Source organism: Streptomyces vulcanius (genome assembly GCF_042653945.1).
GTDB lineage: Bacteria > Actinomycetota > Actinomycetes > Streptomycetales > Streptomycetaceae > Streptomyces > Streptomyces mangrovi.
In genome coordinates this window covers 179,991-206,503 of sequence record NZ_JBHSFK010000016.1, presented here as the reverse complement: position 1 = coordinate 206,503, position 26,513 = coordinate 179,991, and the positions used below count along the sequence as shown (strand labels likewise).

20 protein-coding genes are annotated in these 26,513 nt (G+C 71.1%); 9 read left to right on the top strand and 11 right to left on the bottom strand.

What is annotated here, in order from left to right:
• The first annotated feature begins 67 nt into the window (after positions 1–67).
• From ACFPIH_RS25110 to ACFPIH_RS25100, 3 genes are all read left to right on the top strand, one after another.
• A complete protein-coding gene (locus ACFPIH_RS25110) occupies positions 68–1,774 on the top strand; it encodes an FAD-dependent oxidoreductase (protein WP_381169186.1) in 1,707 nt (568 codons plus the stop codon).
• 91 nt (positions 1,775–1,865) lie between these two features.
• Positions 1,866–2,612 carry an SDR family oxidoreductase gene (locus ACFPIH_RS25105; RefSeq protein ID WP_381168597.1) on the top strand — a complete coding sequence of 249 codons (747 nt, stop codon included), beginning with the start codon at positions 1,866–1,868 and terminating at the stop codon, positions 2,610–2,612.
• Positions 2,613–2,690: 78 nt separating this feature from the next.
• Complete coding sequence (locus tag ACFPIH_RS25100; RefSeq protein WP_381168599.1) at positions 2,691–2,900, top strand: hypothetical protein; 210 nt, start codon at positions 2,691–2,693, stop codon at positions 2,898–2,900.
• On the opposite strand, the gene ACFPIH_RS25095 is transcribed toward ACFPIH_RS25100, so the two are convergent.
• The 4 genes from ACFPIH_RS25095 to ACFPIH_RS25080 all read right to left on the bottom strand — a co-directional run bounded on the left by ACFPIH_RS25095 (position 2,863) and on the right by ACFPIH_RS25080 (position 8,073).
• Positions 2,863–3,141: a hypothetical protein gene (locus tag ACFPIH_RS25095; RefSeq protein ID WP_381168600.1), complete on the bottom strand. Its 279-nt coding sequence runs from the start codon at positions 3,139–3,141 to the stop codon at positions 2,863–2,865. The two genes, ACFPIH_RS25100 and ACFPIH_RS25095, sit on opposite strands and share 38 nt — an antisense overlap.
• On the bottom strand, positions 3,138–4,493 hold the full coding sequence (locus ACFPIH_RS25090; RefSeq protein ID WP_381168602.1) for an NAD(P)/FAD-dependent oxidoreductase: 1,356 nt from the start codon (positions 4,491–4,493) through the stop codon (positions 3,138–3,140). The genes ACFPIH_RS25095 and ACFPIH_RS25090 overlap by 4 nt, the downstream gene beginning before the upstream one ends.
• Before the next feature lie 319 nt (positions 4,494–4,812).
• Entirely contained in the window at positions 4,813–5,262 is a 450-nt protein-coding gene (locus tag ACFPIH_RS25085; RefSeq protein ID WP_381168604.1) for an SsgA family sporulation/cell division regulator, read from the bottom strand.
• A gap of 75 nt (positions 5,263–5,337) precedes the next feature.
• Positions 5,338–8,073, bottom strand: coding sequence for an AAA family ATPase (locus ACFPIH_RS25080; protein WP_381168606.1), 2,736 nt, complete (start codon positions 8,071–8,073; stop codon positions 5,338–5,340).
• A 94-nt stretch (positions 8,074–8,167) separates the two neighbouring features.
• On the opposite strand from ACFPIH_RS25080, the gene ACFPIH_RS25075 reads away from it, so the two are divergent.
• Complete coding sequence (locus tag ACFPIH_RS25075; RefSeq protein ID WP_381168608.1) at positions 8,168–11,005, top strand: helix-turn-helix transcriptional regulator; 2,838 nt, start codon at positions 8,168–8,170, stop codon at positions 11,003–11,005.
• Here ACFPIH_RS25075 and ACFPIH_RS25070 read toward each other — a convergent pair.
• Together ACFPIH_RS25070 and ACFPIH_RS25065 are read right to left on the bottom strand one after the other, a co-directional pair.
• Positions 11,002–13,803 carry an AAA family ATPase gene (locus ACFPIH_RS25070; protein ID WP_381168610.1) on the bottom strand — a complete coding sequence of 934 codons (2,802 nt, stop codon included), beginning with the start codon at positions 13,801–13,803 and terminating at the stop codon, positions 11,002–11,004. The two genes, ACFPIH_RS25075 and ACFPIH_RS25070, sit on opposite strands and share 4 nt — an antisense overlap.
• A gap of 27 nt (positions 13,804–13,830) precedes the next feature.
• Entirely contained in the window at positions 13,831–14,205 is a 375-nt protein-coding gene (locus ACFPIH_RS25065; protein WP_381169188.1) for a cupin domain-containing protein, read from the bottom strand.
• A 337-nt stretch (positions 14,206–14,542) separates the two neighbouring features.
• On the opposite strand from ACFPIH_RS25065, the gene ACFPIH_RS25060 reads away from it, so the two are divergent.
• From ACFPIH_RS25060 to wrbA, 4 genes are all read left to right on the top strand, one after another.
• Positions 14,543–15,529, top strand: a complete 987-nt coding sequence (locus tag ACFPIH_RS25060) for an ROK family glucokinase (RefSeq protein WP_381168612.1) — start codon at positions 14,543–14,545, stop codon at positions 15,527–15,529.
• 154 nt (positions 15,530–15,683) lie between these two features.
• Positions 15,684–17,117: a sugar porter family MFS transporter gene (locus ACFPIH_RS25055; RefSeq protein ID WP_381168614.1), complete on the top strand. Its 1,434-nt coding sequence runs from the start codon at positions 15,684–15,686 to the stop codon at positions 17,115–17,117.
• Between the two features lie 38 nt (positions 17,118–17,155).
• Entirely contained in the window at positions 17,156–17,422 is a 267-nt protein-coding gene (locus ACFPIH_RS25050; protein ID WP_381168616.1) for a WhiB family transcriptional regulator, read from the top strand.
• 72 nt (positions 17,423–17,494) lie between these two features.
• Positions 17,495–18,106: an NAD(P)H:quinone oxidoreductase gene (gene wrbA, locus ACFPIH_RS25045; protein WP_381168618.1), complete on the top strand. Its 612-nt coding sequence runs from the start codon at positions 17,495–17,497 to the stop codon at positions 18,104–18,106.
• A 48-nt stretch (positions 18,107–18,154) separates the two neighbouring features.
• Here wrbA and ACFPIH_RS25040 read toward each other — a convergent pair whose 3' ends face one another.
• The 5 genes from ACFPIH_RS25040 to ACFPIH_RS25020 all read right to left on the bottom strand — a co-directional run bounded on the left by ACFPIH_RS25040 (position 18,155) and on the right by ACFPIH_RS25020 (position 25,224).
• Positions 18,155–19,924: an RICIN domain-containing protein gene (locus ACFPIH_RS25040; RefSeq protein ID WP_381168620.1), complete on the bottom strand. Its 1,770-nt coding sequence runs from the start codon at positions 19,922–19,924 to the stop codon at positions 18,155–18,157.
• 157 nt (positions 19,925–20,081) lie between these two features.
• On the bottom strand, positions 20,082–20,915 hold the full coding sequence (locus ACFPIH_RS25035) for a carbohydrate ABC transporter permease (protein ID WP_381168622.1): 834 nt from the start codon (positions 20,913–20,915) through the stop codon (positions 20,082–20,084).
• Positions 20,912–21,895: a carbohydrate ABC transporter permease gene (locus tag ACFPIH_RS25030; protein WP_381168624.1), complete on the bottom strand. Its 984-nt coding sequence runs from the start codon at positions 21,893–21,895 to the stop codon at positions 20,912–20,914. The genes ACFPIH_RS25035 and ACFPIH_RS25030 overlap by 4 nt, the downstream gene beginning before the upstream one ends.
• 73 nt (positions 21,896–21,968) lie before the next feature.
• The gene (locus ACFPIH_RS25025) at positions 21,969–23,222 is read right to left on the bottom strand and encodes a sugar ABC transporter substrate-binding protein (RefSeq protein WP_381168626.1); all 1,254 of its coding nucleotides are present in this window, start codon (positions 23,220–23,222) and stop codon (positions 21,969–21,971) included.
• Between the two features lie 52 nt (positions 23,223–23,274).
• Positions 23,275–25,224, bottom strand: a complete 1,950-nt coding sequence (locus ACFPIH_RS25020) for a glycoside hydrolase family 127 protein (RefSeq protein WP_381168628.1) — start codon at positions 25,222–25,224, stop codon at positions 23,275–23,277.
• A gap of 263 nt (positions 25,225–25,487) precedes the next feature.
• Between ACFPIH_RS25020 and ACFPIH_RS25015 the strand changes: the two genes are divergently transcribed.
• A complete protein-coding gene (locus ACFPIH_RS25015) occupies positions 25,488–26,507 on the top strand; it encodes a LacI family DNA-binding transcriptional regulator (RefSeq protein WP_381168630.1) in 1,020 nt (339 codons plus the stop codon).
• Positions 26,508–26,513 lie beyond the last annotated feature (6 nt).

Below are 26,513 nucleotides of genomic sequence, written 5' to 3'. Positions count from 1 at the left end.
TCGTAGTGGGTGACGACCCAGGCGATCGGAGTGGACCGTGGCTGTCACCGAACAACGTCTTGCCACCATGGTGCTGGTGATCGGCACCGGAGGTGCCGGGCTGCGAGCAGCGATCGAGCTGGCAGAGGCCGGTGTCGACGTCCTCGCGGTCGGCAAGCGCCCCAAGGAGGACGCGCATACGGCGCTCGCGGCCGGAGGCATCAACGCGGCACTGGCCACCATGGATCCCGAGGACAGCTGGCAGCAGCACGCGGCCGACACGCTCAAGGAGAGCTACCTGCTGGCCGACCCTCGCACCGTGCAGATCGTCACCCAGGGTGCCGCCCGCGGCATCGACGACCTGGAGCGCTACGGCATGGCCTTCGCCAGGGAGGAGGACGGCCGGATCTCCCAGCGCTTCTTCGGCGCGCACACGTTCCGGCGGACCGCCTTCACCGGCGACTACACCGGTCTGGAGATCCAGCGCACGCTCGTGCGGCGCGCGGACCAGCTCGGCATCCCCGTGCTCGACAGCGTCTACATCACCCGCCTCCTGGTGCACGAAGGCGCCGTTTTCGGTGCCTACGGCTTCGACCTCACGAACGGAAGGCGTTACCTGATCCACGCCGACGCCGTGATCCTGGCCGCGGGTGGCCACACCCGTATCTGGCGGCGCACGTCCTCACGGCGCGACGAGAACACCGGTGACTCCTTCCGGCTGGCCGTGGAGGCCGGGGCCCGTCTGCGCGACGCCGAGCTGGTGCAGTTCCATCCTTCCGGGATCATCGAGCCGGAGAACGCGGCCGGCACGCTGGTCAGCGAGGCCGCCCGGGGTGAGGGCGGGATCCTGCGCAACGCGCTCGGGGAACGCTTCATGGCCCGCTACGACCCCGACCGCATGGAGCTGTCCACCCGCGACCGCGTGGCGCTGGCCTCCTACACGGAGATCAAGGAAGGGCGGGGCACCGCCAAGGGAGGCGTGTGGCTCGACGTGTCCCACCTGCCCCGGCAGACGATCATGACCCGCCTCCCCCGCGTCTACCAGACCCTGCTCGATCTGCAGATGCTGGACATCACCCGCGAACCGATCGAGATCGCGCCCACCGCGCACTACTCGATGGGCGGGGTGTGGGTGCGTCCCGAGGACCACAGCACCGACGTGTCCGGCCTGTACGCCATCGGCGAGGCATCCAGCGGGCTGCACGGCGCCAACCGCCTCGGCGGGAACAGCCTCATCGAACTGCTGGTCTACGGCCGCCTCACCGGCCGGGCGGCCGCCGCCTACTCCCAGTCCCTCACCGCGCAGCCGCGGTCGGCATCGGCCGTCGCCCACGCCCGCGCGGAGATCGACGACCTGCTCACGGCCGACGGACCGGAGAACGTCCGTGCCCTGCAGCGCGCCCTGCGCAACACCATGACCGAGCACGCCGGCGTCGTACGCGACGAAGAAGGCCTGCGCGCCGGGCTGGCGGAGCTCTCGGTGATCGAGAAGAGGATGGAGGACGTCGGGGTCCACCCGGACATCGCCGGCTATCAGGACCTCGCACACGCATTCGACCTCAAGTCCGCCGCGCTGGCGGCCCGGGCCACCCTCGAATCGGCGCTGGAGCGGTGCGAGACGCGCGGCTGCCACAACCGCAGCGACTACCCCGACCAGGACCCCGCCCTTCAGGTCAATCTCGTGTGGTCCCCGACGACCGGTATCACCCGCGAGAGCATCCCCGCCGTCCCCGACGAGATCTCCTCGCTGATGGAAAGGGAAGAGGTCTCCACCGAGGGAAAACTCGTCGAATGAGCTCGATTACCGCAAACCGCCTGTCACGGACAGAGCCGCTGTCCGGTCTCTTCGAGTACAGGTATCTGGAAACCCCGAGAGGAATTCCGTCATGAAGGTCGTAGTGATCGGTGGAACCGGGCTCATCGGCTCGAAGGTGGTGGGAAGGCTGGGCGCGCACGGGCACGAGGCGGTCGCGGCGGCGCCCAACACCGGTGTCAACACGCTGACGGGCGAGGGGCTGGCCGAGGTCCTGGAGGGCGCGTCGGTGGTGGTCGACGTGTCCAACTCCCCCTCCTTCGAGGACGAGGCCGTCATGGCCTTCTTCCGTACCTCCACCACCAACCTCCTCAAAGCGGAGACGGAGGCCGGCGTGAAGCACCACGTGGCGCTCTCCGTGGTCGGCACCGAACGCCTCCAGGAGAGCGGCTACTTCCGCGCCAAGCAGGTCCAGGAGGAGCTGATCAAGGAGTCCGGCATCCCCTACTCCATCGTCCACGCCACCCAGTTCTTCGAGTTCATGAAGGGGATCGCCGACGCGGCCACCGAGGGCGACACCGTGCGTCTGGCCCCCGTCAAGATCCAGCCCATCTCCTCCGACGACGTGGCCGCGGCCGTCGGCCGCGCCTCGGTCGGTACGCCGGTCAACGGCGTGGTGGAGGTCGCGGGCCCCGAGGCGTACCAGCTCGACGAGCTCATCCGCAAGGCGCTCGCCGCCAAGAACGACCCCCGCACGGTCGTCACGGACCCGACGGCACGGTACTGGGGTGCCGAGTTGCAGGAGAACACCCTCCTGCCCGGTCCGGACGCGCACACCGGCGAGACCCGCCTCCCCGACTGGCTCGCACAGCAGAAGTAAGCCCTGAGGGTGGCCCTCGTCGAAAGACGAGGGCCACCCTCGCCTTGACATCTCCGCCGTACAGCACAAGGGGGCACCATGACCCAAGCCGGTCAGGACCGCATCGACATCGCGGCCACCGCCGTAGCGCTGGCCGCCGAGGCCGCCGAGCTTCAGACCCGTGTCACCGCGCTGCGGCGGGAACTCGTGGACCTCGACGAGCGGATGAGAGCCGTCTCGGCCGCGCTGCATCGCCGGGCCCGTGTCACGTTCAGCCCTTCGCTCCCAGCGTCACCGCGACGCACGTGATCATTGCCACGGTGACGAGGACCATCACGGTGAGTGTTCCCCGGAGCCAGCGCCGGATCCGGATGTGGTGCTGTTCCTCCGCCGCGTCGATGCGGTCGGCGATGTGATCGGTCACCAGGCGGGCGAAGTACTTCTGCTCGCCGAGATACCACTGCTCGATCTCCCGTTTCTGGTCCGGGGTCAGCCCCCGTATGCGCGCGGTGAAATCCGCCACGCGCCGATGGGGAACCCACATGCTCATGCCGCCGTCTCCTCTCCCGCTCGGCTCGCGCCGAAGCCCTGCGCCTCGCCGCTGGTGACGAAGGCGTCCCGCGGGTGCTGCACGGAGGCGAGGGAGACGAGATCCCGGCCGAACAGCGCGGCGGTGAGCCAGACGGTCAGCACACGGACCTTGCGCTCCCAGGTGGGCACGGCCAGGACGTGATAGCCCCGGTGCATCAGCCAGGCGGGCACTCCCTTGATGACGATGCCCTTGTACTGGAAGATGCCCCGCCCCAGCCCCAGCGTCGCCACCACTCCCAGACTGCTGTGGCGGTAGTTGCGGACCCGCTTCCCGCGCAGGTCGGCCACGAGGTTCTTGGCGAGGAGCCGGCCCTGCCGCACGGCGTGCTGGGCGTTCGGCACCGTGCGTGCGCCCGGTACGGGCGATGCCAGGTCGGGAATGGTCGCGTCGTCTCCGGCCGCCCACACGTCCGGCACGGGTTCGCTGTCGGTGCCCACGCGAAGATCGGGGCGGACCACGAGCAGGCCGCGCTCGTCGACCGGCAGATCCGTGTGGTTGTGCACGACCGGGTTCGAGGCGTTGCCCGCGGTCCAGACGATCAGCCCGGACTCGAACTCCTCGCCGTCGGAGAGCACGACATGCCCGTCCTCCGCCGACACCAGCTGCGTGTCCAGGTGGACCCGTGCGCCGCGGCGTTCCAGCGAGCGCACCACCCAGGCCCCCGGCTTGTCGCCCACCTCGGGCAGGATGCGGCCCCGGGCCTCGACCAGATGGAAGGACAGGTCGTCGAAGCTCAGTTCCGGATACGACTTGAGCATCGCGGTAGCCAGCGACAGCAGTTCGCCGAAGCCCTCGACGCCGGAGAACCCGCCGCCCACGAACGTGACGGTGAGCAGCTTTCGCCGCTCGGGACCCGGTGGCAGTGTTGCCGCCTGGTCGAACGCGGTCAGCAGCCGGTCGCGGATCGCCACCGCCTCCTCCACATGCTTGAGGCCGATCGCCTGCTGCGCGAGTCCGGGGATGGGAAAGGTGCGGGTCACGGCGCCCGCGGTGACCACGAGGATGTCGTAGTGGAGCTCGTAGTCGGCTCCGTTCACCGGGCGGACGGTCACCGTACGGTCCGCGTTGCGGACCTCCGTGACGGTCCCCGCGATCAGCCGGCTGCGGCGCAGGTGCCGCCGCAGCGACACGGCGGCGTGACGGGCCTCGACCGAGCCGGCCGTCACCTCCGGCAGGAAGGGCTGATAGGTCATGTAGGGGCGGGGGTCGACGACCGTGACCCGCGCCTCGCCCGACCGCAGTGTTTTCTCCAGGCCCCATGCGGTGTAGAAGCCCGCGTAGCCGCCGCCGACGATCACAATCTCACGCATGTTTTCCTCTGGTTGTTGTCCGACACCGCTTAGACCGCGCAGGGCGGCCCGGTGTGACATCCGGTGCCCGGTATGGAGCGGTCGCCCCGGCCGGGCAGTCGGGCGGCGGTCCGTACTTCCGGCAGATCCTCTCGGCGCAGCTGAGGTACAGCGCGCTCAGTTCGGCGTCCGAGAGGCTTGCCAGCAGGTCCTCCGCGCACCGTCCGGCCGGTGCCGCGGCTCGGTAGAGCATGAGCGCGAGGGCGTCCATCGCCAGTTCGCGCACGTCGATGGCAGTCACGGCAGTTCTCCATCCAGGTGCAGGCGGCCTCGCGGGCCCCTACCGATGCGGCTCGCCGGGGCCGCCCAGGAGTTGACGGACGGTTCCGTCCATGTTCAGGTGGCGTTCCTCGGTGCCGGCGGGCACCACCGCGAGGGTGCGCAGCAGGAAGGCCTCCAGGGCTCGCGCCGAGGCTGTCACCACGACCGCCTTCCTCTTCGGGTACGGGCGCAGCGCGATGCACACCTTGCCCGCCCATGAGCGTCGTGAGGGCCAGACCTGGGCGTCGCCGACGCCGGCGAGCCCATGCTGTCCGTCCAGGAGGAGATCACGGCCCAACACCCACTGCACGGTGTCATCGGTGTGTATGTGGAATGTCAAGGACACCGCGTACGGATCGGCGCTGTCGTAACACAGATCCAGCACCACGGGCCGGTCCACCCCATCGGCGACGGCCAGGCGGACAAGCATCCGGCTCACCACCAGAGTGAGACTGTCTCGCTTACTCATCACATCACCATTCGGCAATCCGGTGCGAGTCGGGGTCACCACGATTCTGTGAGCGGGCGGGAACGTCGTCATCAGTCAAATGACCCGCGCGTCTTCTGCCCCGGCCGGGCCGAGTGCGTCGCGCAGCGCGGCCCGGGAGGCGATGCCGAGTTTCTGGAAGACATGACGCAGGTGGGCTCCGACGGTCCGGGCGGACAGCTGGAGCCGCTCCCCGATCTGCCTGTTGCGCAGCCCGGACGCCGCCAGCGTCGCGATCTCGCGCTCCCTCGAGGTGAGTGCCCCCGGCCCGAACTCCCCCGCGCGTGACCTGGTCTGCCCGGTGGCGAGGAGTTCGTTCTCGGCTCTCGTCGCCCAGGGGTGTGCGCCCAACCGTCGGAAGACGTCGAGCGCCGCGCCGAGTTGGGCCCGTGCGGGGGTGATGGCCCGGGAACGCCGGAGGTGTTCACCGTATGCCAGCCGCACGCGGGCCAGTTCGAAGGCCCAGTGCTCGGCTCCGGGAAGGGCGAGTGCTTCCTCGAAGAGCGCGGTGGCCGTGCTGTCGGAAGCGGCCATGGCCGCCGAGCCCGCCGCGAGAAGCGCCAGTCGCGGGGAGAGGCCGGCGATACCGGCGTCACGCATGGCGGTGACGTGTGCGTCCGCCTCGGCGTGCCGGTTGCTTCGGACGGCGGCCTCGACGACGTCCATGGCGACCCACAGCGCGAGGGGGACCCTGGAGCGCAGGACGCCTGCCGGGCTGACGGCGGTGGCCTGCCGGTAGGCCTCCTCGTAGTCTCCCCGTCCCAGCGCCGTCAGGGTCCGGATGTGCCCTGCGTACATCTGGGCCACCCTGATTCCCCGGGGCGCCGCCCAGCGGACGATGTCGTCGGTCAGGGTTGCGGCGGCGTCGAAGTCGCCCCGTGCGGCGGCGAGAAGCGCCTGCCCCCACCGCCCCGGCAGGGCCAGGATCCCGTAGCCGTGGTCGTCGCAGAGCTGGACGCCCTCGTCGAGCAGCCGCCGCGCCTCGTCCCACCGGCCGGTCAGGAAGCCGTCGATGCCCAGCAGGAGCCGTGCGTCGACGGCCGAGCCGACGGCGCCCCCCTGCCTTGCGTCGCGGACGACGCGCCACAGCGACTCACGCAGGCCGGCGAGCCGGTCGACGAAGACGCCGGCGGTCGCGAGCCCCACGATCCGGCTCGGATCCAACTCCTCGCCGCTTCGAGCGATCAGGTCGTCGAGTTGCTCCAGCACGTCCGCCGTGGTGCGGGCGGGATCGCAGGAGGTGGTGCCGCACAGCGACACGAGGCTGTCGCCCCCGGAGCGGGCGACGGCCGCGTGGAAGGGATCCCACAGTTCGGCTCGCCCGCCGAAGAAGCACGCCAGAAGCAGAGTGCGGAGGGCTCGGTTCACCATGGGGTCGTCCGCGCCGTCCCGATCGGGGAAGGCCTCGACAGCCCCGACCAGCAGTCGATGCGCGGTGTCGATGTCGCCCTCGCCGGTGTGGAGCATGTAGGCGGCGGCGACCGCGGCGTGCAGCGGCTGGTCGGTCCCGGGATCGGCGGCGTGGGCAGCGGCCAGCAGCTGCGGTGTGCCGCGCAGTTCCCCGGTCACGTCCGCTCCGATGTACGCGGCCTCGGCGAGCCGGCGGCTCCGGTCGGTGCCGCGGGGGCTCAGCTCGGCGGCCCGCGACAGCGCCGCGACGGCTCCGACGGCGTCGCCGCGCCGCAGCAGGCGCGGGGCCACCTCGTCGAGCAGGACGGCCACCTGCTCGTCGGGCTCGATGCTCGCTTCCGCGAGGTGCCACGCCCGGCGTTCGGGCCGGTCCGCCAGCAGTTGTGCGAGCGCCCGGTGCGCCTCGCGCCGCTCGCCGCTGGTCGACCGTCTCAGCACCGCGGAACGGATCAGGGGATGAACGAACTCGACGCGGCGGGGGTTGTCGTCGACACGGATCAGTCCGGCCCGCTCGGCCGGGCCGAGATCACCGAAACCGGGTGCGCCGGGGCCGGTGGACCGCAGGATGCGCGGATCGCCGGTGACGTCCAGGGCCGCGCGCAGCAGCAGCCGGAAGGCAGGGGCGGGAAGCGCGTTCACGCACGACCGCACCGGCCTCGCGGCGGACGGCGGGCCGCTCTCCTCGTCGCCCGCCAGTTCCAGCAGCGCCAGCGGATTGCCCCGCGCCTCCGCCACCAGGCGTACGCGGTCCCGGCGCGCCAGAGCGGGGAACCGGATGCGCAGCAGATCCGTCGCCGTTTCGTCGTCGAGCGGCCGCAGTTCGTGCTCGGGGAGTCCGGCGCGTTCGAAATGGCTCTCCGTTCCCGGGCGCGCCACCGCGAGAAACCCGACGCGGCTTCCCGGCGGACGACGGGAGACGAATCCCAGCACACCGGCGCTCGCCCGGTCGAGCCACTGCACGTCATCGACGATCACCAGCAACGGCCGACGTGCCGCGGCCCGTTGCAGCAGGGCGACGGCCGCCATGGACACCCGCAGCGGGTCCGGGGCCGCGCCCGCCCCGAACCCCAGCGCCACCGTCAGCGCGGCGCGCTGCGCGGGTGGGAGCAACCCCAGCTCGCCCTCGAGCGGAAGAAGGACTTGATGGAGCCCGGAATAGGCGACGTCGGCCTCGGACCGCACGCCTGAACCCCGCAGCACCTCCAGTCCGGCGGCCGACGCCATCTCCGCCGCGCAGTCCAGGAGCACCGTCTTTCCGACGCCGGGTTCACCGGTCAGGAGCAGGGTCCCGCCACCGGTCACGGCCTCGTCGAGCAGCGCGCGAACGAGCGTCAGCTCCGCACGCCGTCCCACCAGGCCCGAACGGACCGCCCCGACAGTCACTTGACCGATGTTAGCCCTCGCGGGCCGGTGCACGGTGTGTCCAAGGTTTCACACTGTTCGGCGACAACGTCGAACACAGTGTTCGGGGGCATCCATGTCACTCGCGTCTCGCGCGACACGGCCGGCGCCGGCCGCCGGGAGGGTTTCCTTCGACGGGCTTTCGCCCCCTGAGGTAGTGGGCCGTGCGCGGTTGCTCCAGGAGATCACGGCCTTCCTCGGGCCGGGAACGGCCGGGGGCCGCGCCCTGCTGCTCTCCGGGGAGCCGGGTGTGGGCAAGACCGTGCTGCTGCGTGAGACCGCCGAGGTCATGGCGTCGGCGGGCGCCCTGGTGCTGCCGGCCGCCGGTGTCCAGTTCGAGACCGAGCTCGCCTACGCCGGTCTCCACCAGTTGCTCTTCCCGCTGAATGACCGGTTCGCCCGCTTGGGAGACACGCATCGGAAGGCGCTGCGCAGTGCGCTGGGGTTCGGCGGCGATCCGGCGCCCGACCGGCTTCTCGTCTCCAACGCGGTGCTCTTTCTGCTGCGCCGGGCGGCCACCGAACGTCCTGTGCTCATCGTCGTGGACGACCTTCCCTGGCTCGACCGGGCCAGTTCGGCGGTGCTGGCCTTCGTCGCCCGTCGGCTGGCGGGTACCCGTATCGGTTTCCTCGCGGCCTCCAGGTCGGGAGCCGAGACCTTCTTCGAACGGGCCGGACTCACCGAGTACGAGGTACCGCCGCTGGATCACGGCGCGGCCGTGGAACTGGTCGGCGCACGGTTTCCGGGGCTCGCCGCACGCGCACGACGGCACGTCCTGGCGCAGGCGCAGGGCAATCCCCTGGCGCTGCTGGAACTTCCCGCCGTGCTGAGCGGCCCGCAACGCGGCGCGCCGACCGATCTGGCGGCCGTGCCGCCCCTCCCCCAGCGCCTCCAGAGCCTCCACGTCTCGCGGGTCCGCGGCCTGCCGGCCGAAGCGCGACGGCTCCTGCTGCTCCTCGCACTCGACGGCACCGGGGAGCTGGACGTCCTGCGGATCCGGCCGGAGGACCGGGAGAGGCTGCGGGCCTTGGAGTCGGCGGCATCGGACCGTCTGATCGCCGTCGACGACACGAACCACCGGGTCACCTTCCCTCACCCGCTGATCCGGGCTGCCGTCGTCGAGGTCAGCACCCTGACCGAGCGCTGCCAGGCTCACCGGGCGCTCGCGGAGATCCGCGCGGAGGAGCCCGAGCTCCGCGCCTGGCATCTCGGAGAGGCGACTCTCTCGCCCGACGAGCGGGTTGCGGCCCTCCTCGAGAAATCCGGGCACCGCATCGCCCGACGAGGTGACGCCGCGGGAGCGGTCGCGGCCTTGACCAGGGCCGCCGAGCTGAGCCCCCGTCCCGCCGACCGGGGACGCCGGCTGACGGAGGCCGCCTACCTCGGTGCCGACTCGACCGGTGAGCTGCGCGCGGCTGCCGAACTCCTCGACAGCGCCCGGCGCGCCGACCCGAACGTCACCGGCTCTCCGCTCGCCGCCGCCACGGCAGCGCTTCTCCTGCTCAACAGCGGTGACGGCGACGTCGATACGGCTCACCGGCTTCTGGTGGGCGCCATCGAGACCGGCACGCACGGACATGACGCCGAGGACGGCGCCCTCGTCGAGGCGATGCACACCCTGCTGCTGGTGTGCTGGTCGGGTGGTCGCGTCGCCCTGTGGGAACCCTTCCACGCGGCGCTCCACCGTCTGAAGCCGGCTCCTCCCCCGCTGCTCTCCGCCTGCGCCAGGACGTTCGCCGATCCGGCCCGCACCGGGGTGGCCGGCCTGAAGGAGCTCGATTCGGTCCTCGCCGGTATCCGGGACGAGGAGGACCCGGGGCAGGTCGTCCGCGTCGGCACGGCCTGCGTCTACCCGGACCGCCTCGCGGAGGTGCGGGAGGTCTCCTGGCGTGTGGTCCGCCAGGGACGCCGGGGCGGCCCCGCACGCCGGCACATCGACGCGCTCATGCACCTGTGCCTGGACGACTTCCTGACCGGCCAGTGGGAGGAGGCCGAAAGGCTGGCCGCTGAAGGCCTGAGGGTCTGTGAGGAGCACCGGTACCGGTTCTTCTCCTGGTATTTCCAGTACCACCAGGCGCTGCTCGCCGGCGTCCACGGCCGCTTCGAGGAGAGCCGTGCTCTGGCCGACCGCATCACGCAGTGGGCCGTGCCCCGCGGCGCTCTGGGAGCCGTGGCCCTCGCCAACCACGCCCGGGTCCTCACCGGGCTCGGCGACGGCGACTACGAAGGCGCCTACCACCACGCGGCGGCGATCAGCCCCGCCGGCCGACTCGCGTCCCATGCTCCCCACGCCCTGTGGGCCTGCATGGATCTCGTGGAGGCCGCCGTCCACACCCAGCGCACCGCCGAGGCGCAGGCACACGTCCGTGCCCTGCGGGAGTCCGGTGTCGCGGCCTTCTCGCCCCGGCTGGCACTTCTGGTGGCGGGCTCGGCCGCGCTCGTCTCGCCCGACGACCGTGCGCCCCGGCGTTTCGAGCAGGCCCTGGCCGTCCCGGGAGCGGAACGCCGGCCGTTCGATCTGGCTCGGATTCGGCTGGCCTACGGGGAGCGCCTCAGGCGCATGCGCTCGGTCACCGAGGCGCGGGCCCAACTGGACGCGGCGGCAGAGGCTTTCGAACGCCTGGACGCGCAGCCGTGGGCCGCCCGGGCCGCGGGCGAACTCCGTGCCACCCGCCGGTCCCTGACCAGGACGACGCATGACGCGGTGACTCTCACCGCGCAGGAACTGAAGATCGCTCAGCTGGCCGCCTCCGGGTTGACCAACAAGCAGATCGCGGAACGTCTCTATCTCTCGCCCCGCACCGTGGGCTCGCACCTCTACCAGCTGTTCCCGAAGCTCGGGATCGCCTCACGCGCGGCACTCAGGGACGCGCTGGCGGCCCTTCCTCGGCATCCCACTCCCGAAGGGGCCTAGGGCTCGTGGTGGGGCGGCAGTGAGGCGAGGGCTCCGCCGAGGGTGACGCGGGAGGTGACACCGAGTTTCGGGTAGATCCGGTACAGGTGGGCCGCCACGGTCCGGTGGGAGAGGAAGAGTCTCTCGCCGATCTGCTTGTTGGTCATTCCCGAGGCGGCCAGTGCGGCGATCTGGTGTTCCTGCGGTGTGAGCGGGTTCGCCCGCGGGTCGGCGTGCGCCCAGGCGGTCGTACGGCCGGTCGCCCGCAGTTCCTGGGCCGCCCGTGCGGCCCAGGGGACGGCCCCGAGATGACGGAAGGTCTCGAGGGCGGCGTCGAGGTGCGCCCTGGCGTCCTTGCCGGCCCGTACGCGACGCAGGTGTTCGCCGTAGGCCAGACGGACGCGGGCGAGGTCGAAGGGCCAGCGCTCGGTGCCGGGAACGGCGAGGGCTTCCTCGAAGTGGCGGGCCGCCCGGTCCTCGGGGGCGGCCATGGCAGCGGATCCGGCGGTGACCAGGGCCAGGCGGCCCGAGATGGCGGGCAGGCCCGTCTGCCGCATCGCGGCGACATGAGCGAGTGCCTCGGCCCGGCGTCCGGTGCGGACGGCGGCTTCCACGAGGTCCATGGAAATCCACAGGGCCATCGGGACATGGGGCGCCGGCCCGCCTGGAGGACTGATCGCCGACGCGTACCGGTAGGCCTCCTCGTAGTCACCGCGCCCGAGGGCGGCCAGTGCCGTCATGTGCCAGGCGAACTGCTCGATGGTCCGGGTGCCGCGAGGGGCGGCCCATTCCGTGATCCGCCGCGCCAGTCGGCGCACCGTGGCGTCGTCGCCCCGCGCCGCCGCGAGCAGGCCCTCGCCCCGGAGGAACTGCCGGGCCAGCATCTGATAGCCGTGGCTGTCGCACAGCGCGAGGCCTTCTGTGGCCAGGCGTCCGCACTCGTCCCACTGGCCTGTCATGAAGTCGTCCAGGCACAGCACCGCCAGCGCGACGAGAGCCGAGGTGACCGCGCCTCCCTCGCGCCCGTCGTCGACGACGCGCCACAGGGCCGCACGGCACGCGGTCGCCCGGTCCACGAAGAGGGCCGTCATCCCGATCCGCCCGATCCGGGTCGGGTCGGTCTCCTGGTGCAGGCCGTGGATGGCCGCGTCGAGGGCCGTGAGGGCTTCCGCGGTGGCGCGTGCCGGGTCGGCGTAGACGTCGACGATCAGTTCCTGGGAGGGCGGCAGACGTACGGCCGGCTGGGACATGGCGGCGTGATACCCGTCCCAGAACTCGGGCCGGCCGGCGCACAGACACACCCTGCGCAGGGTGCACAGTGCCTCGAAGAGCGCCTCGTCGTCGTCGCTGTCGGACCTGCCCTCGCGGGTCGTGATCGCGCCGACGAGCAGCCGGTGCGCGGTGGTGACGTCACCGTCACGGTTGAGCAGCACGTGCGAGGCTGCGGCTGCCGCCTGCAGCGATCCCCTGAGCTCGGGGTCGGCGCGCCGGGCCTCGACGAGCAGTTGTGCCGCCGTGCGCAGCTCTCCGGCGACGTCCGAGCCCACGTAGGCGGCTTCGGCCAGACGCCTGCTGCGGTCGGCGGGACCGGGAGTGAGGTCGGCGGCCCGGATCAGCGCGTTGAACGCGCCGACGGCGTCGCCGCGCCGGCGGACCCGGTGGGCGGTCTGCTCCAGGAGCGCCGCGACCCGCTCGTCCGGATCGGGCGTGGCTTCGGCGAGGTGCCACGCCCGCCGATCGGGCTGATCGGTGAAGGCGTCCGCCAGCGCGCGATGGGCGTCCAGACGCTGACCGCTGGTCGAGCCCGAAACGATCGTCGCGCGGATCAGTGGATGGCGGAAGGCCAGCCGCCCCAGGCCCCGGTCCTCGACCCGCACCAGCTGGGCCCGTTCCGCCGGGGCGAGTTCGCACAGCACGTCCTCGTCGGGGGCGGCGGCGGCCCGCAGGACCGACAGGTCGCCGCCTTCGAGCGCGGCGAGCAGCAGAAGCCGGCGGGTGGGCGCCGGCAGTTCCGCGACCCGGGATGCGTACAGGTCCCGCAGACGACGGCTGAGCGGGAGCACCTCGGACAGCGCGCCTCCCTCGCCGTATCGCGAGTCGCCGAGCGCGGCGGGCAGTTCCAGCAGGGCCAGCGGATTGCCCCGGGCCTGCGCGAGGACACGCTGCAGTTCCCGAGTGCCGAGCAGCGGGAACCGGGTGCCGACCAGGCCGGCCGCGGCCCTGTCGTCCAGAGGCGAGACCGTGACCTCCGGAAGCCCCGCCCGCTCGAAGAAGCTTTCGAACCCCGGCCGGGAGGCGGCGAGAAAGCCCACTCGGCTCCCGGCCAGCCGACGGGCGACGAAGGCCAGCGCCGCCGCGCTCGCGCGGTCGACCCATTGCAGGTCGTCGACGATCAGCAGCACCGGGCGGGTAAGGGCGGCCCGGCGGAGCAACGCCAGCACGGCGCCGTAGACGACCAGACGGTCCACCGGGGCGCCCTCGCCTGCGGCGCCCAACGCCACCGTCAGTGCGTCACGGTGCACCGGCTCGAGTCCGTCGCGCTCGTGACGCAAGGGTTCGAGCACATGGTTCAGGCCGGAGAAACTCAGATCGGCCAGGAACTCCACGCCGTCGAAGCGCAGTACCAGCGCGCCGGTTGCCACCGCGGCCTTCGCTGCGACGTCCAGGAGGACGGACTTGCCGACGCCCGGTTCCCCCGACAACAGGAGGACCCCACCACTGCCGGCCGCCTCGTCGACGAACGACCGCAGCAGCTCCGACTCCCCGTCGCGTCCGACCAGCGCCTCGGCCGTGCTCCGCCGCGCCGAGCCATCACCCACCACAGGATGTCCCCTTCGCGAACTGACTCAGCCGGCGGAGGGACGCGGGGCGCGCAGGTGCGCCCGCTTCTCCAACTCCTCCTCGTCGACCAGCGTGAGCATCGGCCGGCCCGGCGCGGACAGCATGACGACGACGAACTTGGTGGGAGCGTCCGACAGGGCGTTGCCGTTCTGGTAGTGGATCACGTCACCGCCCGGCTCCCACAACGGTTCACCGGCCTTGATCACCCGCTCCGGCTCGCCCTCGAGCTCGAACCGGACCGCGCCCTCGATCACATAGCCGAAACACGGCCCCGAGTGCCGGTGCGGAGGAGTGCCGGGATGCCCCGGAGGCCACTCGACCAGAACGGTCATCCCCGACGCGCCCTCCGGGATGAAGGGCGGCTTGATGTCCGCCAGCATCCTGGGGCCGAACTCTGCGTCTTTCTCCGACACTGTGCACCTCCGTAGAAACACCACTTGTTGCACAGGGAAGACAGCGCATGGCAGCTATCCGTGACACGGTGTGCGTTTTTGCTTTTTTCCGGACGACTGCCCGTACCGGACCCAGTCGAATGACTCAAGCAACTCGCCGCCGGAGTACGGAAGCTGAAGCAGCGTCTCCCGCCAGGGCGCTCACACACCCGCACGACGCCAAGGAACCCGACATGACTCTCTGTCTCATCGGCATGGGCCGGCACGGCGAACGCCGGAAGCCCGGTGCCGTCCACCGTTCGTTCCAGAGCGTGGGCGGTGCCGGATGAGGGAACAGACTTGCGGTCTGACCGTGGGCGTCGATCTCGGCGGCACGAAGATCGCCGCAGGAGCGGTCGATCCCGCCGGGGAGGTCGTCTCCCGGGTGCGCATCCCCACCCCGCGGGACCCGGACCGGATCGCCGACACGATCGCCGAGGCGGTCCAGCGGGTCCGCAGGGGCTGGGACGACGTCCGGGCGGTCGGCGTCGGAGCCGCCGGATACGTGGACGCGGAGCGCTCGACGGTGCGCTTCGCGCCCAACCTCGGCTGGCACGACAAGGCGATCCGGGACATCGTCCAGGAGGCCACGGGGCTTCCGGTCGTCGTCGAGAACGACGCGAACGCCGCCGCATGGGGCGAGTTCGTCCATGGAGCCGGTGCCGGACACGACGACATGCTGATGGTGATGGCGGGCACCGGCTTCGGCGGAGGCATCATCAGCAGAGGCCGGCTCTTCCGCGGTCGCTTCGGCATGGCGGGCGAGATCGGCCACTACCGGGCGGTCCCTGACGGCCTCCCGTGCCCCTGCGGTCAGCACGGCTGCATGGAGCAGTACGCGAGCGGAGCGGCCCACACGCGCCGCGCCCGGGAAATGGCGGCCGCCGATCCCGGACGCGCCGCGGCGGTGCTCGCGCTGGGCGACGGCACCCCCGCCGGTCTCCAGGGGCCGCACGTGACCGAGGCGGCCCGGCGCGGCGATCCCTTCTCCCTCGAAGTGTTCGCGCGATCGGGTCGCTGGCTGGGCCAGGCCCTCGCCGACCTCGCCTCTGTCCTCGACCCGTCCGTCCTCGTCATCGGCGGCGGCCTCGGCGACACCGGCGAGCTGATCCGGCGTCCGGCCGAGGTCTCCTACCGCCGGGCCCTCGGCGGTGGCGAGCACCGGGTCTACGCCGAGGTCCGCACCGCCACCGCCGGGCAGGACGCCGGCCTCATCGGCGCTGCGAACCTCGCACGTCTGCACGAGCTGATCTCGTCCCCGGCCCGCCTCTGACAACGGGGCTCGCACTGACGAGCACTGACGAGCATCGCCGAGCAGGCAGCCGTCACCCGATCCGAATCCACGCCCCCACGACCGGTCTACCCGCCTGGCCCGGATTCCTGGCCTGCGCGTCCGAGAACCCGGTCCTGTGAAGGAGCCCTTGTCCATGACCGCGAACGCCAGTCCGGCGGGGTCCGCCCGGCACATGGCCGCGCCCCGCACCGCCGATCTCCGGCGCATCACCTACATCTCGGCAGCCGCGTCGATCGGCGGCTTCCTGTTCGGCTACGACAGCGCCGTCATCAACGGCGCCGTCACCGGAATCCAGCACCGATTCGACGTCACCTCCAGCCAGACAGGCACCATCGTCGCCTCCGCCCTGCTCGGTTCCGCGTTCGGAGCCGCCGTCGCGGGGCGCCTCGCCGACCGCATCGGCCGTCTGCGGGTGATGCACCTCGCCGCCGTCCTCTTCGCGATCAGCGCACTCGGCTCGTCCATGCCCTTCTCCGCCTGGGACCTGGGGGCCTGGCGGGTCATCGGCGGCATGGCGATCGGCCTCGCCTCGCTGATCGGCCCCACCTATATCGCCGAGGTCGCGCCGGCCGACCATCGCGGCCGGCTGGCGTCGTTCCAGCAGGCGGCCATCGTGCTGGGGATCACCGCCTCCCAGCTGGTCAACTGGGGGATCGCCCAGGGCGCCGACGGCAAGAGCGAGAACCCGCTGGGTCCCCTGCATGCCTGGCAGTGGATGCTCATGGCCGCCGTCGTACCCGCACTCGCCTACCTGTTCCTCACCCTCCGTATCCCGGAGTCGCCGCACTTCCTCGTCGCCACGGGACGTCTGGACCAGGCCCGCGCGGCAGTGAGCGATCTGCAGGGGACGTATGCCGGCACCGAGGACCGGATCGCCGAGATCCAGCACGCGCTCAGGACCGACCACAAGCCGCGGGTACGCGATCTGCTCGGCGGCCGTTTCGGGCTGCTCCCGATCGTGTGGGTCGGCATCGGGCTGGCCGTCTTCCAGCAGCTCGTCGGCATCAACGTCATCTTCTACTACTCGTCGATCCTGTGGCAGTCGGTGGGCATCGACCAGTCCAGCTCCCTGCTGATCAGCCTGTCCACATCGACCATCAACATCGTCGGCACCGTCGTCGCGATGCTCCTGATCGACCGGGTCGGCCGCAAACCGCTCGCGCTGACCGGCTCGGCCGGCATGGCCGTCTCGCTGGCCTTCGCGTCGTGGGCGTTCTCGTACAAGACGGGCAGTGGCAGCAGTCTGTCCATCCCGGACACCCAGGGCGCCGTGGCGCTGATCGCCGCCCACGCCTTCGTCTTCTTCTTCGCGGTCTCCTGGGGTGTGGTGCTCTGGGTGATGGTCGGCGAGATGTTCCCGCTGAAGATCCGCGCCGCGGCGATGTCGGTGGCGACCGCCGCCAACTGGATCGCCAACTGGGCCGTCACCGAGAGCTTCCCGCGCATGTCGGACTGGAATCTGTCGTCCACCTACGCCGTCTACGCGGGCTTCGCTCTGCTCTCCTTCGTCTTCGTCGCCGCGCGGGTGCGCGAAACCAACGGCAAGAAGCTGGAGGAGATGGGATGACCTCGGCGAACGGACACGACTCGCCCGACCGTAGGGCGGTGAGCTGGCGAACGGCCGCGTACTGCCGCGGCGCCGACATCCGGACCTTCTTCCCGCCTCCGGGCGACCACGGCGCCATCCAGCGGGCGCTGGCGATCTGCGCCCTTTGCCCGGTGCGGGCTCCCTGCCTGCGGTACGCGCTGAGCCACCGGGAACGGCACGGCGTCTGGGGCGGCCTGACCGAGGAAACGCGCGAAACACTCACCCGCACGGAGCCGGCGCCCGCCGTACGCGTCCCGGAGCAACGGCTCAGGTCAGTTGACTGATGCCCCGGTGTCGGCGAATCGCCAGGCTGTTACCGATCCCGAATCCGGTTCATTCCCCCCTTTGGAGTCGTCATGGACTACGCGGTAAACGTGTCCGTCATCTACTACTCGTCCACCGGGACCGTCTTCGAACTCGCGAAGGCGGCGGCCACGGCCGCGGAGAAGGCGGGAGCGGAGGTGCGGCTTCGCAAGGTGGCCGAGCTGGCGCCGGAGGAGGCCATCGCCGGCAATCAGGGCTGGTCCGAGCACCTCGCCGCCACCCAGCACATACGCGTCGCGACTCTCGACGACCTCGACTGGGCCGACGCGATCATGCTGGGCTCACCCACCCGGTACGGGCTGCCCGCCGCTCAGCTCAAACAGTTCATCGACACCTCGGGGCCGCTGTGGGCGCAGGGACGGCTGGTGAACAAGGTCGGCTCCTCGTTCACCGCCACCGCGACGGCGCACGGCGGCCAGGAGTCGACGATCCTGGCGATCAACAACACCTTCTACCACTGGGGCGCCATCCTCGTCCCGCCGGGCTACGCCGACCCCATCCAGTTCGAGGCCGGCAATCCCTACGGCACCAGCCACGTGTCCCGGAACGGCGAGATCCCGCCCGGGCAGACCGAGTTGGCCGCCATCGACTTCCAGACACGCCGGGTCGTGGACATCACGCGGCGGCTGCGGACGGAGGCGTAGGCGGCGCCCGCCAGGTGATGGCGGGCGCCGGGGCCGTCGGTGGTCGCCTCAGCGAGCGGTGAGCCTCCACAGGTGGTCGGCGGTGCCGTTGTCGGACCACTGCAGGACCTGTGCGCCCGACGTCGTGCTCATGCCGTCGACGCCCAGCAGCAGACCGCTGTTGTAGTTGGCGATCTTGTAGTAGCCGTCACGGGCCGGTATGGCCTGCCAGAGATGGTCCGCGGTGCCGTTGTCGCCCCAGATCAGGGCCGTACCGCCGTCGCTGGTGCTCATGTTGTTGATGCCGAGAAGCAGCCCGCTCTTCTGGTTGACGATCTTGTACAGACCCGAACCGGCGGCCACCAGGGTCCAGTTCTGGTCGGTTCCGGTGGTGGAGGTGGCCTGGACGACCGAGGTGCCCTGCGCGGTGCCCGCGTTCACGGTGCCGAGGGCGAGGCCGCTGTTCTTGTTGGTGATCTGGTAGCGCCCGGCAAGGGTGGTGGAGCTGCCGCCGGGGGTGACCACCAGGTGGTAGCCGTCGGAGGCGTTCATCGTGACCGGCACGGTGATGGATCCGCCGGAGACCGTGTAGTCGGTGTCGGAGATGGTGATCGGGCCGGAGGAGGCGGTGGTGCGGCCGGTGTTCGGGGAGTACTCCAGCTTGAGGTGGACCGTGCTGCCGAAGGCCGACAGGGAGTTCAGGCCGTTGACCGTGACGGCGCAGGAGCCGGTGCAGCCGCCGGCGACGACGCTGATCTGGTTGCCCCCGCCGTTGAGGGAGGCGAGGCCGTCGATGCCCGTCTGGGCGGGAGGTGTGGTGACGAGCATGTTCCCGGACATGTCGCCGTACCACTTGTACGTCCAGTAGGAGCCGTTGGGCGACCCGCCGGTGTCGGTCAGGGTGTCGCCGAGGGTGCCGTAGTGGTTCCAGAAGGCGAGCTCGGCGTCGCGCACCCCGGCCCGCTCGAACTTGGCGGCATAGCCGATCAGGGCACCGGAGTTGCCCATCTCGTCCGGAGTGCCGTACTCCTCGATGTCGATCGGGCGCGGGCTGATGCCGAGGCTCGACTCCAGGGCGCGGTACGCCGAGACATGGGCGGCGATGTCCTTGCTGCCCTGGAGTTCGTGCCAGGCGATGACGTCGGGGACCGTGCCGCTCGCCTTGGCGTCGGTGAGGAACGAGCTCATCCAGGACTGGTTCCACGCCGAGTAACTCGGCCCCTGGATCGGCGTCGTGGTGTCCTTGGTCCGCACCTCCTTGAACGTGCGCGCCCAACCCGCGTTGAAGGCACCGGCGTTGGTGGTGTCCCAGGTCCAGTCGGGCTCGTTCCACAGCTCGTACGCGCTGATGTTGGTGGCACCGGAGGACTTCACCGAGGCCACCTGCTGGTCGACAGCTGACAGCCAGTTGCTCCAACTCACCCATTTGTAGGGGAAGTTCGGATACCAGTCCGGCATCCTCACGACGACCTTGGCGCCCGCGGCGGCGGCCTTGGCGGCGACGACGAGGGAGTCGCCGCCGGGAGCCGGCTCGCCGTTGGGGAGCTGGCTGCCGCCCGGCGCCATCTGGACGAAGGTGTTGGGCTTCAGGGGCTGTACAAGGCTGTCTGCGGGGGTGCTCGCGCTCGCCAGACCGTAGAGGCTGCCCGTGCCGACATGGGTGACGGACCGCAGGATCTGCGCGGCGTTGACGACCAGGGTGGTGGACGAGGTGGGCGCGGCCTGGGCGGACGTACCCGTCAGGACGACGGCGGTGGCGGCCAGGGCGGTGGCCACGGCAGCGGCGGTGACACGGCCCAGGGGTGCTCTGAGACGGTGGCGGGCGCTCAGGTATGACATCAGCGGCTCTCCTGAGAGTGGATGGGGGACGACCGGTTGCAAGGGGACCTGGACCCTCGTGACGGATGAGAGCCCTGCGCGGTGTGGCATCGTGAGTGGGGCGGGGCGGATCCCGGCCCCGCCCGGCCGGTGGGCCGGGGACGGCGGGCATCGTGGATCAGTCCTTGACCGCGCCCGCGGTGACGCCCGCGGCCACATAGCGCTGGGCCAGGACGAGCAGGACCGCCGCGGGGAGCGACGCGACGACGGCGGTGGCCATGATCGCGTTCCATTCCTGGTTGTTGTTGCCGATGTAGTGGTAGATGCCGAGGGTGATCGGGCGCCAGTCGCCGCCGCCGTCGAGGGTGTTGGCGAAGACGAAGTCGGACCAGGCCCACAGGAAGCTGAAGAGGGAGACGGTGACCAGCGCGTTGCGGCTGACCGGCAGGACGATCGACCAGAAGGTGCGGAAGGTGCCGGCGCCGTCGATGCGGGAGGCGGCGATCAGCTCGCCGGGGATGCCCGACATGAACGCCGTGAAGATCATGACGCCGAACGGCACGGCGATGGTGGAGTCGGCGATGATCAGTCCCCACCAGGAGTTGAGCAGGCCGAGGTCGAGGAAGACGCCGTAGAAGCCCATCGCCATGACGATGCCGGGGATCATCTGGGCGACCAGCAGGACGAGGCCGAGGAGGCCGCCGCCGCGGGGCCGCAGTTTCGCCAGCGCGAAGCCGGCCGGGGCGGCGAGGACGAGGGTGAGGACGACCGTGCCGAGGCCGATGAGCAGGCTGGTGCCGAGGTAGGGCAGCTGGTCGTGCAGAACGGCGCGGTAGCCCTCGAAGGTGGGGTGCAGGGGCAGCAGGTCGGGCGGGCTCTTGCGCATGTCCTGCTGCGGGGTGAGGGACACGTTGAGCATCCAGTAGACCGGGAACAGCATGACGGCGGTGAGCAGGACGCCGACGGCGGTGTAGAGGCGCGAGCGCCGGGCGGGGCGGTGGACGGCGGTCATGCTTGCTGCCTCCTCTGGACACGGATGTACAGCAGCCCGAAGGCGAGGGCGATGAGGATGAGGATGTTGCCGACCGCCGCGCCCGGGCCGAACCTGGGCAGCAGGGTGCCGAAGCCGAGTTGGTACGACCAGGTCGCCAGGGTGGACGAGGCGTCGCCGGGGCCTCCCTTGGTCATGATCCAGATCAGGTCGAACACCTTGAGGGTGTAGACGAGACCCAGCAGCAGCGTGATCGCCGAGACCGGCCGCAGCAGCGGGAAGGTGATGCGCCGGAACTGCTGCCAGGCGCTCGCCCCGTCCAGCGACGCGGCCTCGTACAGCTCGCCGGGGATGTTCTGCAGTCCGCTGTAGAGGATGACCAGGTTGAACGGGATGCCGATCCAGACGTTGGCGATGATGACCGAGGTCAACGCCCAGTCGGGCGAGGTGAGCCAGTCGACCGGGGCCACGCCCACCAGGTGGAGGGCGTAGTTGATGACGCCGGACTCGCTGTTGAACATCCACGACCAGGTCGACGCCGACACGATCAGCGGCAGCAGCCAGGGGATCAGGAACAGCGCCCTGAGGGTGCCGGCCAGCCGGAAGTGGCGGTTGAAGAAGACGGCGAGGGCGAGCCCGGCGGCGTACTGGAACGCGATCGACACGAAGGTGAAGATCATGGTGTGGCGGATCGCCGGGCCGAACGTCGGATCGTCGAGGACGGTCCTGAAGTTGTCCAGCCCGGAGAACGGCGCGTCGCCCGCCACGAACGACCGGACGGTGTAGTCGCGCAGGCTCAGATCGAGGTTGCGGTAGAGCGGATAGACGTAGAACGCGGCGAGGTAGACGGCCAGGGGCGCGAGGAACGCCAGTGCGGTCAGCCGGCTCTTCCGGCGCAGACGGCGCCGGAGCGCCGGGGCGTCCGTACGGTCGTCTGCACCGGTCGCCCCGGACCTGGCCGGGGACCGCTGGGAGCGGCGGTCGACGCGGGCGGTGGTCATGCGAACTCCTGGATGCGGGTGGCATGCGGTTCGGAGGAAGGGCCCCGGGACGGGCCGCGAGCACGTCGGGGGGTCAGTTCGTGCCCTTGCCGGCGGCCGTCTGCGCGGCGTCGAGGGCGTCCTGCGGGCTCTGGCTGCCGGACAGGGCGGCCTGGACGGCGGTCCACATGGGCTGGGAGATGGTCGGGTACTTGGTGCCCAGCCCGCCGCTGGTACGGCCACGCGCCGCGGCCACCGCCTCGACCCACGGCTTGAGCTCGGGGTTCGCCTTGACCTGCTCGGCCTGCACCGCCGCGGTGGGGGCCACGTACGCCAGGGTCGTGTCCGTGGACAGCAGATTGGCCGAGCTGGTCAGACAGGTGACGATCTTGCTGCTGACGTCGTAGCGCGCGCTGTCCTTCTGCATGGGGACGGTGACGAACTCGCCGCCGGTCGGCACCGGTGCCGATCCGCCGCTCTGCCCCGGGATGCTGATGACGCCGTACTCGAATCCGGCCTTCGCCGCGTTGCCGAGCTGCCAGGTGCCGTTCTCGCCGAACGCGTAGTCGCCGGTGGCGAACTCCTGCCAGCTGGTGGTCTGGGTGTTCTGCAGGACGTCCTTGGGCGCGTACCCGGCGTCGACCCACTGCTTCCACAGGGACAGCGCGGCGACGCCCTTCGCCGAGTCGAGCTTGGTGAGGTCGCCGCCGGCGCCCCAGAACCACGGCAGGAACTGGAAGCTGCCCTCCTCCGTGTTGATCGCGGAGAACGTGATGCCCTTCTTGCCCGCGTCCTTGACCTTCTTCAGGGCCGCGGTCAGCGAGTTCCAGTCCTTGATGGCGGCCGGGTTGACGCCCGCGGCGGACAGGACCTTCTTGTTGTAGTAGAGGGCGAGCGTGTTGGCGCCGATCGGCACACCGTAGGCGGAGCCGTCGATGGTGCCCGCGCCGAGGATGTTCTGCTGGATCGACTTCGTGTCCAGGCCGAGGTCGCTCGTCTTGTTGATGATCCCCGCCTCCACCAGCGTGGACACGACCGGGTTGTCCACCAGCATCACATCGGGGGCGTTGCCCTGCTGGGCGGCGAGCAGCGCCTTGTTGCCCAGGTCCGTGGTGTCCATGCCGGTGCGCTTGATCTTGACCCCGGCGTCGGTACCGCACTTGCTCACGAGCTTGCCCCACGCCGAGGACGCGTCGAACTGCGGGTACGGGTCCCAGAAGGCGTACGTCCCGCCGGCGCCGCCGGACCCGGAGGCTGAGGAGTCGCCTCCGCCGCCGCAGGCGGTGGCGGAGGCGAGGGTGCCGAGGACTGCTATGGCGGCGAGCAGGTTGCGGCGGGTGTGTCTCACGGGTGACCTCGTTGTCTGTGGGGTGGCGCGTGGAGAGGGAGGAGGCGGGGGTTCAGGAGGTGGGCAGCCAGACGCGCATGCTGCCGTCCTGGCGGTTGGCCCACGCGTAGTAGGGGATCGCGGTCAGTTCGAGGGGCTCGTCGGCCGGTGGGACGTCGGCGGTGGCGCTGGCCGTCCGGTACGGCCACCAGCCCGCGTCGGCGATGTGCCGGCGGTGCCCGGCGGCCACGACGGTGGTGACGCCGCCGAGCAGGTCGGGGCGGTGCTTCACGGCGAGCGGGCGGGTGGTGTCGAGCACCATGTCGTCCAGGCCGCCGCCGGGGTGGTCGACACCTTCCAGGCAGTACACGAGCGGTCCGCGCTCGATCGCGACGCAGCCGCGTACGGCGTCCACGCGCGGGTCGGCGGCGGTGAGGCGGGGTTCGAGGGCGAGTTCGAGGACGATCCGGTCGCCGGGCGCCCAGGTGCGTGCCAGCCGCAGCCAGCCGTCGGAGACGGGCGCGTCGCTCTGGTCGTACGTCGTCTCCCCGCACCGCACCCGGTACTCGCGGCACCACTGCGGGATGCGCAGAGAGAGGGTCCGGGGGCCGTCGGCGGGGGCTTCCTCGACGGTGAGGGCGATGGTGCCGTGCCAGGGGTAGTCGGTTTCGCAGCGGACGGCGAACCGGTCGTCGCCGTAGCGCCCGGTGACGTACTGGTGGATCTGCAGCCCGCCGGTGTCGGTCGAGGCGAGATAGTGCTCCAGGGAGGCCAGCAGCCGCATGACGTTCGGCGGGCAGCAGGCGCACCGGAACCAGCGGGTGCGGCGGGCGGACTGGTCGCCGCCGGTGTCGGTGTGCCCGTCGCGGACCTGGAGCGGGTTGACGTACAGCCAGTGTTCGCCGTCGAGGGAGACGCCGGCGAGGAAGCCGTTGTACAGGGTGCGTTCGATCAGGTCGGAGTAGCGGGCCCCGCCGGTGAGCAGGGCCATGCGCCAGCTCCACTGGACCGAGGCGATGGCGGCGCAGGTCTCGCAGTAGGCGCGCTCGTTCGGCAGTTCGTACGGGTCGCCGAAGTCCTCCTCGTCGTGATGGGCGCCGAGTCCGCCGGTGATGTGGGTCTTGGTGGTGGTCATCGCCGCCCACAGCCGCTCGGCGGCGGTCCGCAGTCCGGCCTCCCCCGTCTCGGTGGCCAGGTCGGCCGCGGCGGCCAGCAGGTACAGCTGGCGCACGGCGTGGCCCTCGACATCGGCCGCCTCGCGCAGCGGGACGCGGTCCTGGCAGTACGCCTCGCCGCCCAGCAGGCCGTGGCCGAAGCGGTCCACGAAGTAGCCGGCGAGGTCCAGGTAGCGGCGCTCACCCGTCTCCCGGTACAGCTCGACGAGGGCGGTCTCGACCTCGGGGTGGCCGTCGACGCCGTCGAGGGGCTTGCCGCTGCCGGGCAGGCCGAAGACCGAGTCGATCTGGTCGGCGAACCGCACGGCCACGTCGAGGAGTTCGGTACGGCCGGTGGCCCGGTGGTGGGCCACCGCCGCCTGGATCAGGTGCCCGGCGCAGTACAGCTCGTGGCCCCAGCGCAGGTCCCGGTAGCGCTCGCCGCCCTTGAGCAGCTGGAACCAGGTGTTGAGGTAGCCGTCGGGCTGCTGCGCGCCGGCCACCAGGGAGACGATCCGCTCGACCTCGGCCGCGAGTGCGTCGTCCGGGGCCTGGGCGAGTTGCCAGGACGCGGCCTCCAGCCACTTGTAGACGTCCGAGTCCACGAACGGGTACGCGCCCTGGAACTCTCCGTCGTCCGTACCCGCCGCGAGCCGCAGGTTGCGCAGGTTCCCCGCCGACTCCAGCAGCCCTGGACCCTGCGGGATGGAGGTACGGGCGTTCACCTCGCGACGGGTGTCCCAGAAGCCGCCCCGCACCTCGACGGCGGCGGGGGCGAACGCGGCCTCGGCGCCCGGGCCGTGGCGGACCGGGCCGACGGCCTGGTGACAGGTTGTGGCGGAGGGCACGGCGGGACGTGGGCGGGGCATGGCTCTCCGGAGAGTTGGAGGGAACGGCGGAACAAGGGTCCGGCGCGTGCGGCGGGACGCGGCGTCCCAGGATTCGGGCAGGCGGTGCTCCGCCTCTGGAACCCGATTGAGCAAACGTTTTTCTTCCCGGAAACGTAGAAAGACGGGGAGCGTGCGTCAAGAGGTACGCACAAGTATTCTCGGTGCCGGCATCGGGGCTGGCCAGCCGTCACGAAGGGTGCCAGGATGTTCGTCGCCGATGTCATCTAGGAAAAGGGTTGCGCGTGACCGCGGTTCCAGGTTCTTCCCCCACCGGTCGGGCGAAGCTCGCCGATGTCGCCAGGCTGGCCGGGGTCAGCGTCGGGACGGCCTCGAAGGCGCTGAACGGCAGCGGGCGGATGCGGCCCGAGACACGGCAGCGGGTCCTGGCCGCCGTGGAGGCGCTCGACTTCCGCCCCAACCAGCATGCGCAGAGCCTGCACACCGGCCGCAGCTGGACCGTCGGGCTGATGACGACGGACGGCATCGGCCGCTTCAGCACTCCCGTCCTGCTCGGCGCCGAGGACGCGCTCGGCGCCGGGAAGATCTCCGTCCTGCTGTGCGACACCCGCGGTGACACCATCCGCGAGCAGCACCACCTGAGCAACCTGATGGACCGACGGGTGGACGGCATCATCGTGACCGGTCGGCGCACCGACCCACGGCCGCCCCTGAAGGGGATCGAACCGATCCCCACGGTCTACGCGCTCTCGCCGTCGACGGACCCGGACGACATCTCCGTGGTCTCCGACGACCGGAGCGGAGCGCGGCTGGCCGTCGAGCATCTGCTGGCGACCGGCCGCACCCGGATCGCGCACATCACCGGCCCGGCGCACCACGCCGCCGCCCGCGACCGCGCCCGCCACACCGTCGAGCTGCTCGAACGCTCCTCGCTGGAGCTGGCCACCGGGCTGGTCCACTTCGGCGAGTGGAGCGAGGCATGGGGGCGCCGCGCCGCCGAGGCGGTCCTGCGGACCGCGCCCGACACGGACGCCTTCTTCTGCGGCAACGACCAGATCGCCAGGGGCGTCGCCGACGCGCTGCGCGAGAACGGCCTTGACGTCCCCGGCAGGGTCGCGATCGTGGGCTACGACAACTGGGACATCATGGCCCTGGCCTGCCGCCCGCCCCTCACCACGATCGACACGGACCTCGCCGAGATCGGCCGGCAGGCCGCCCTGCGACTGCTGGACGCGATCGGCTCGGAGCCGGAGCCCGGCCTGCACACCGTTCCGTGCCGCCTCGTCGTCCGCGAATCGACCTGAGCCTGA

Coding starts and splice junctions, on each gene's coding strand:
- ACFPIH_RS25110 (WP_381169186.1), top strand. CDS start 68: ATGGTGCTGGTGATCGGCACCGGAGGTGCCGGGCTGCGAGCAGCGATC.
- ACFPIH_RS25105 (WP_381168597.1), top strand. CDS start 1,866: ATGAAGGTCGTAGTGATCGGTGGAACCGGGCTCATCGGCTCGAAGGTG.
- ACFPIH_RS25100 (WP_381168599.1), top strand. CDS start 2,691: ATGACCCAAGCCGGTCAGGACCGCATCGACATCGCGGCCACCGCCGTA.
- ACFPIH_RS25095 (WP_381168600.1), bottom strand. CDS start 3,141: ATGAGCATGTGGGTTCCCCATCGGCGCGTGGCGGATTTCACCGCGCGC.
- ACFPIH_RS25090 (WP_381168602.1), bottom strand. CDS start 4,493: ATGCGTGAGATTGTGATCGTCGGCGGCGGCTACGCGGGCTTCTACACC.
- ACFPIH_RS25085 (WP_381168604.1), bottom strand. CDS start 5,262: ATGAGTAAGCGAGACAGTCTCACTCTGGTGGTGAGCCGGATGCTTGTC.
- ACFPIH_RS25075 (WP_381168608.1), top strand. CDS start 8,168: ATGTCACTCGCGTCTCGCGCGACACGGCCGGCGCCGGCCGCCGGGAGG.
- ACFPIH_RS25065 (WP_381169188.1), bottom strand. CDS start 14,205: ATGCTGGCGGACATCAAGCCGCCCTTCATCCCGGAGGGCGCGTCGGGG.
- ACFPIH_RS25060 (WP_381168612.1), top strand. CDS start 14,543: ATGAGGGAACAGACTTGCGGTCTGACCGTGGGCGTCGATCTCGGCGGC.
- ACFPIH_RS25055 (WP_381168614.1), top strand. CDS start 15,684: ATGACCGCGAACGCCAGTCCGGCGGGGTCCGCCCGGCACATGGCCGCG.
- wrbA (WP_381168618.1), top strand. CDS start 17,495: ATGGACTACGCGGTAAACGTGTCCGTCATCTACTACTCGTCCACCGGG.
- ACFPIH_RS25040 (WP_381168620.1), bottom strand. CDS start 19,924: ATGTCATACCTGAGCGCCCGCCACCGTCTCAGAGCACCCCTGGGCCGT.
- ACFPIH_RS25035 (WP_381168622.1), bottom strand. CDS start 20,915: ATGACCGCCGTCCACCGCCCCGCCCGGCGCTCGCGCCTCTACACCGCC.
- ACFPIH_RS25030 (WP_381168624.1), bottom strand. CDS start 21,895: ATGACCACCGCCCGCGTCGACCGCCGCTCCCAGCGGTCCCCGGCCAGG.
- ACFPIH_RS25020 (WP_381168628.1), bottom strand. CDS start 25,224: ATGCCCCGCCCACGTCCCGCCGTGCCCTCCGCCACAACCTGTCACCAG.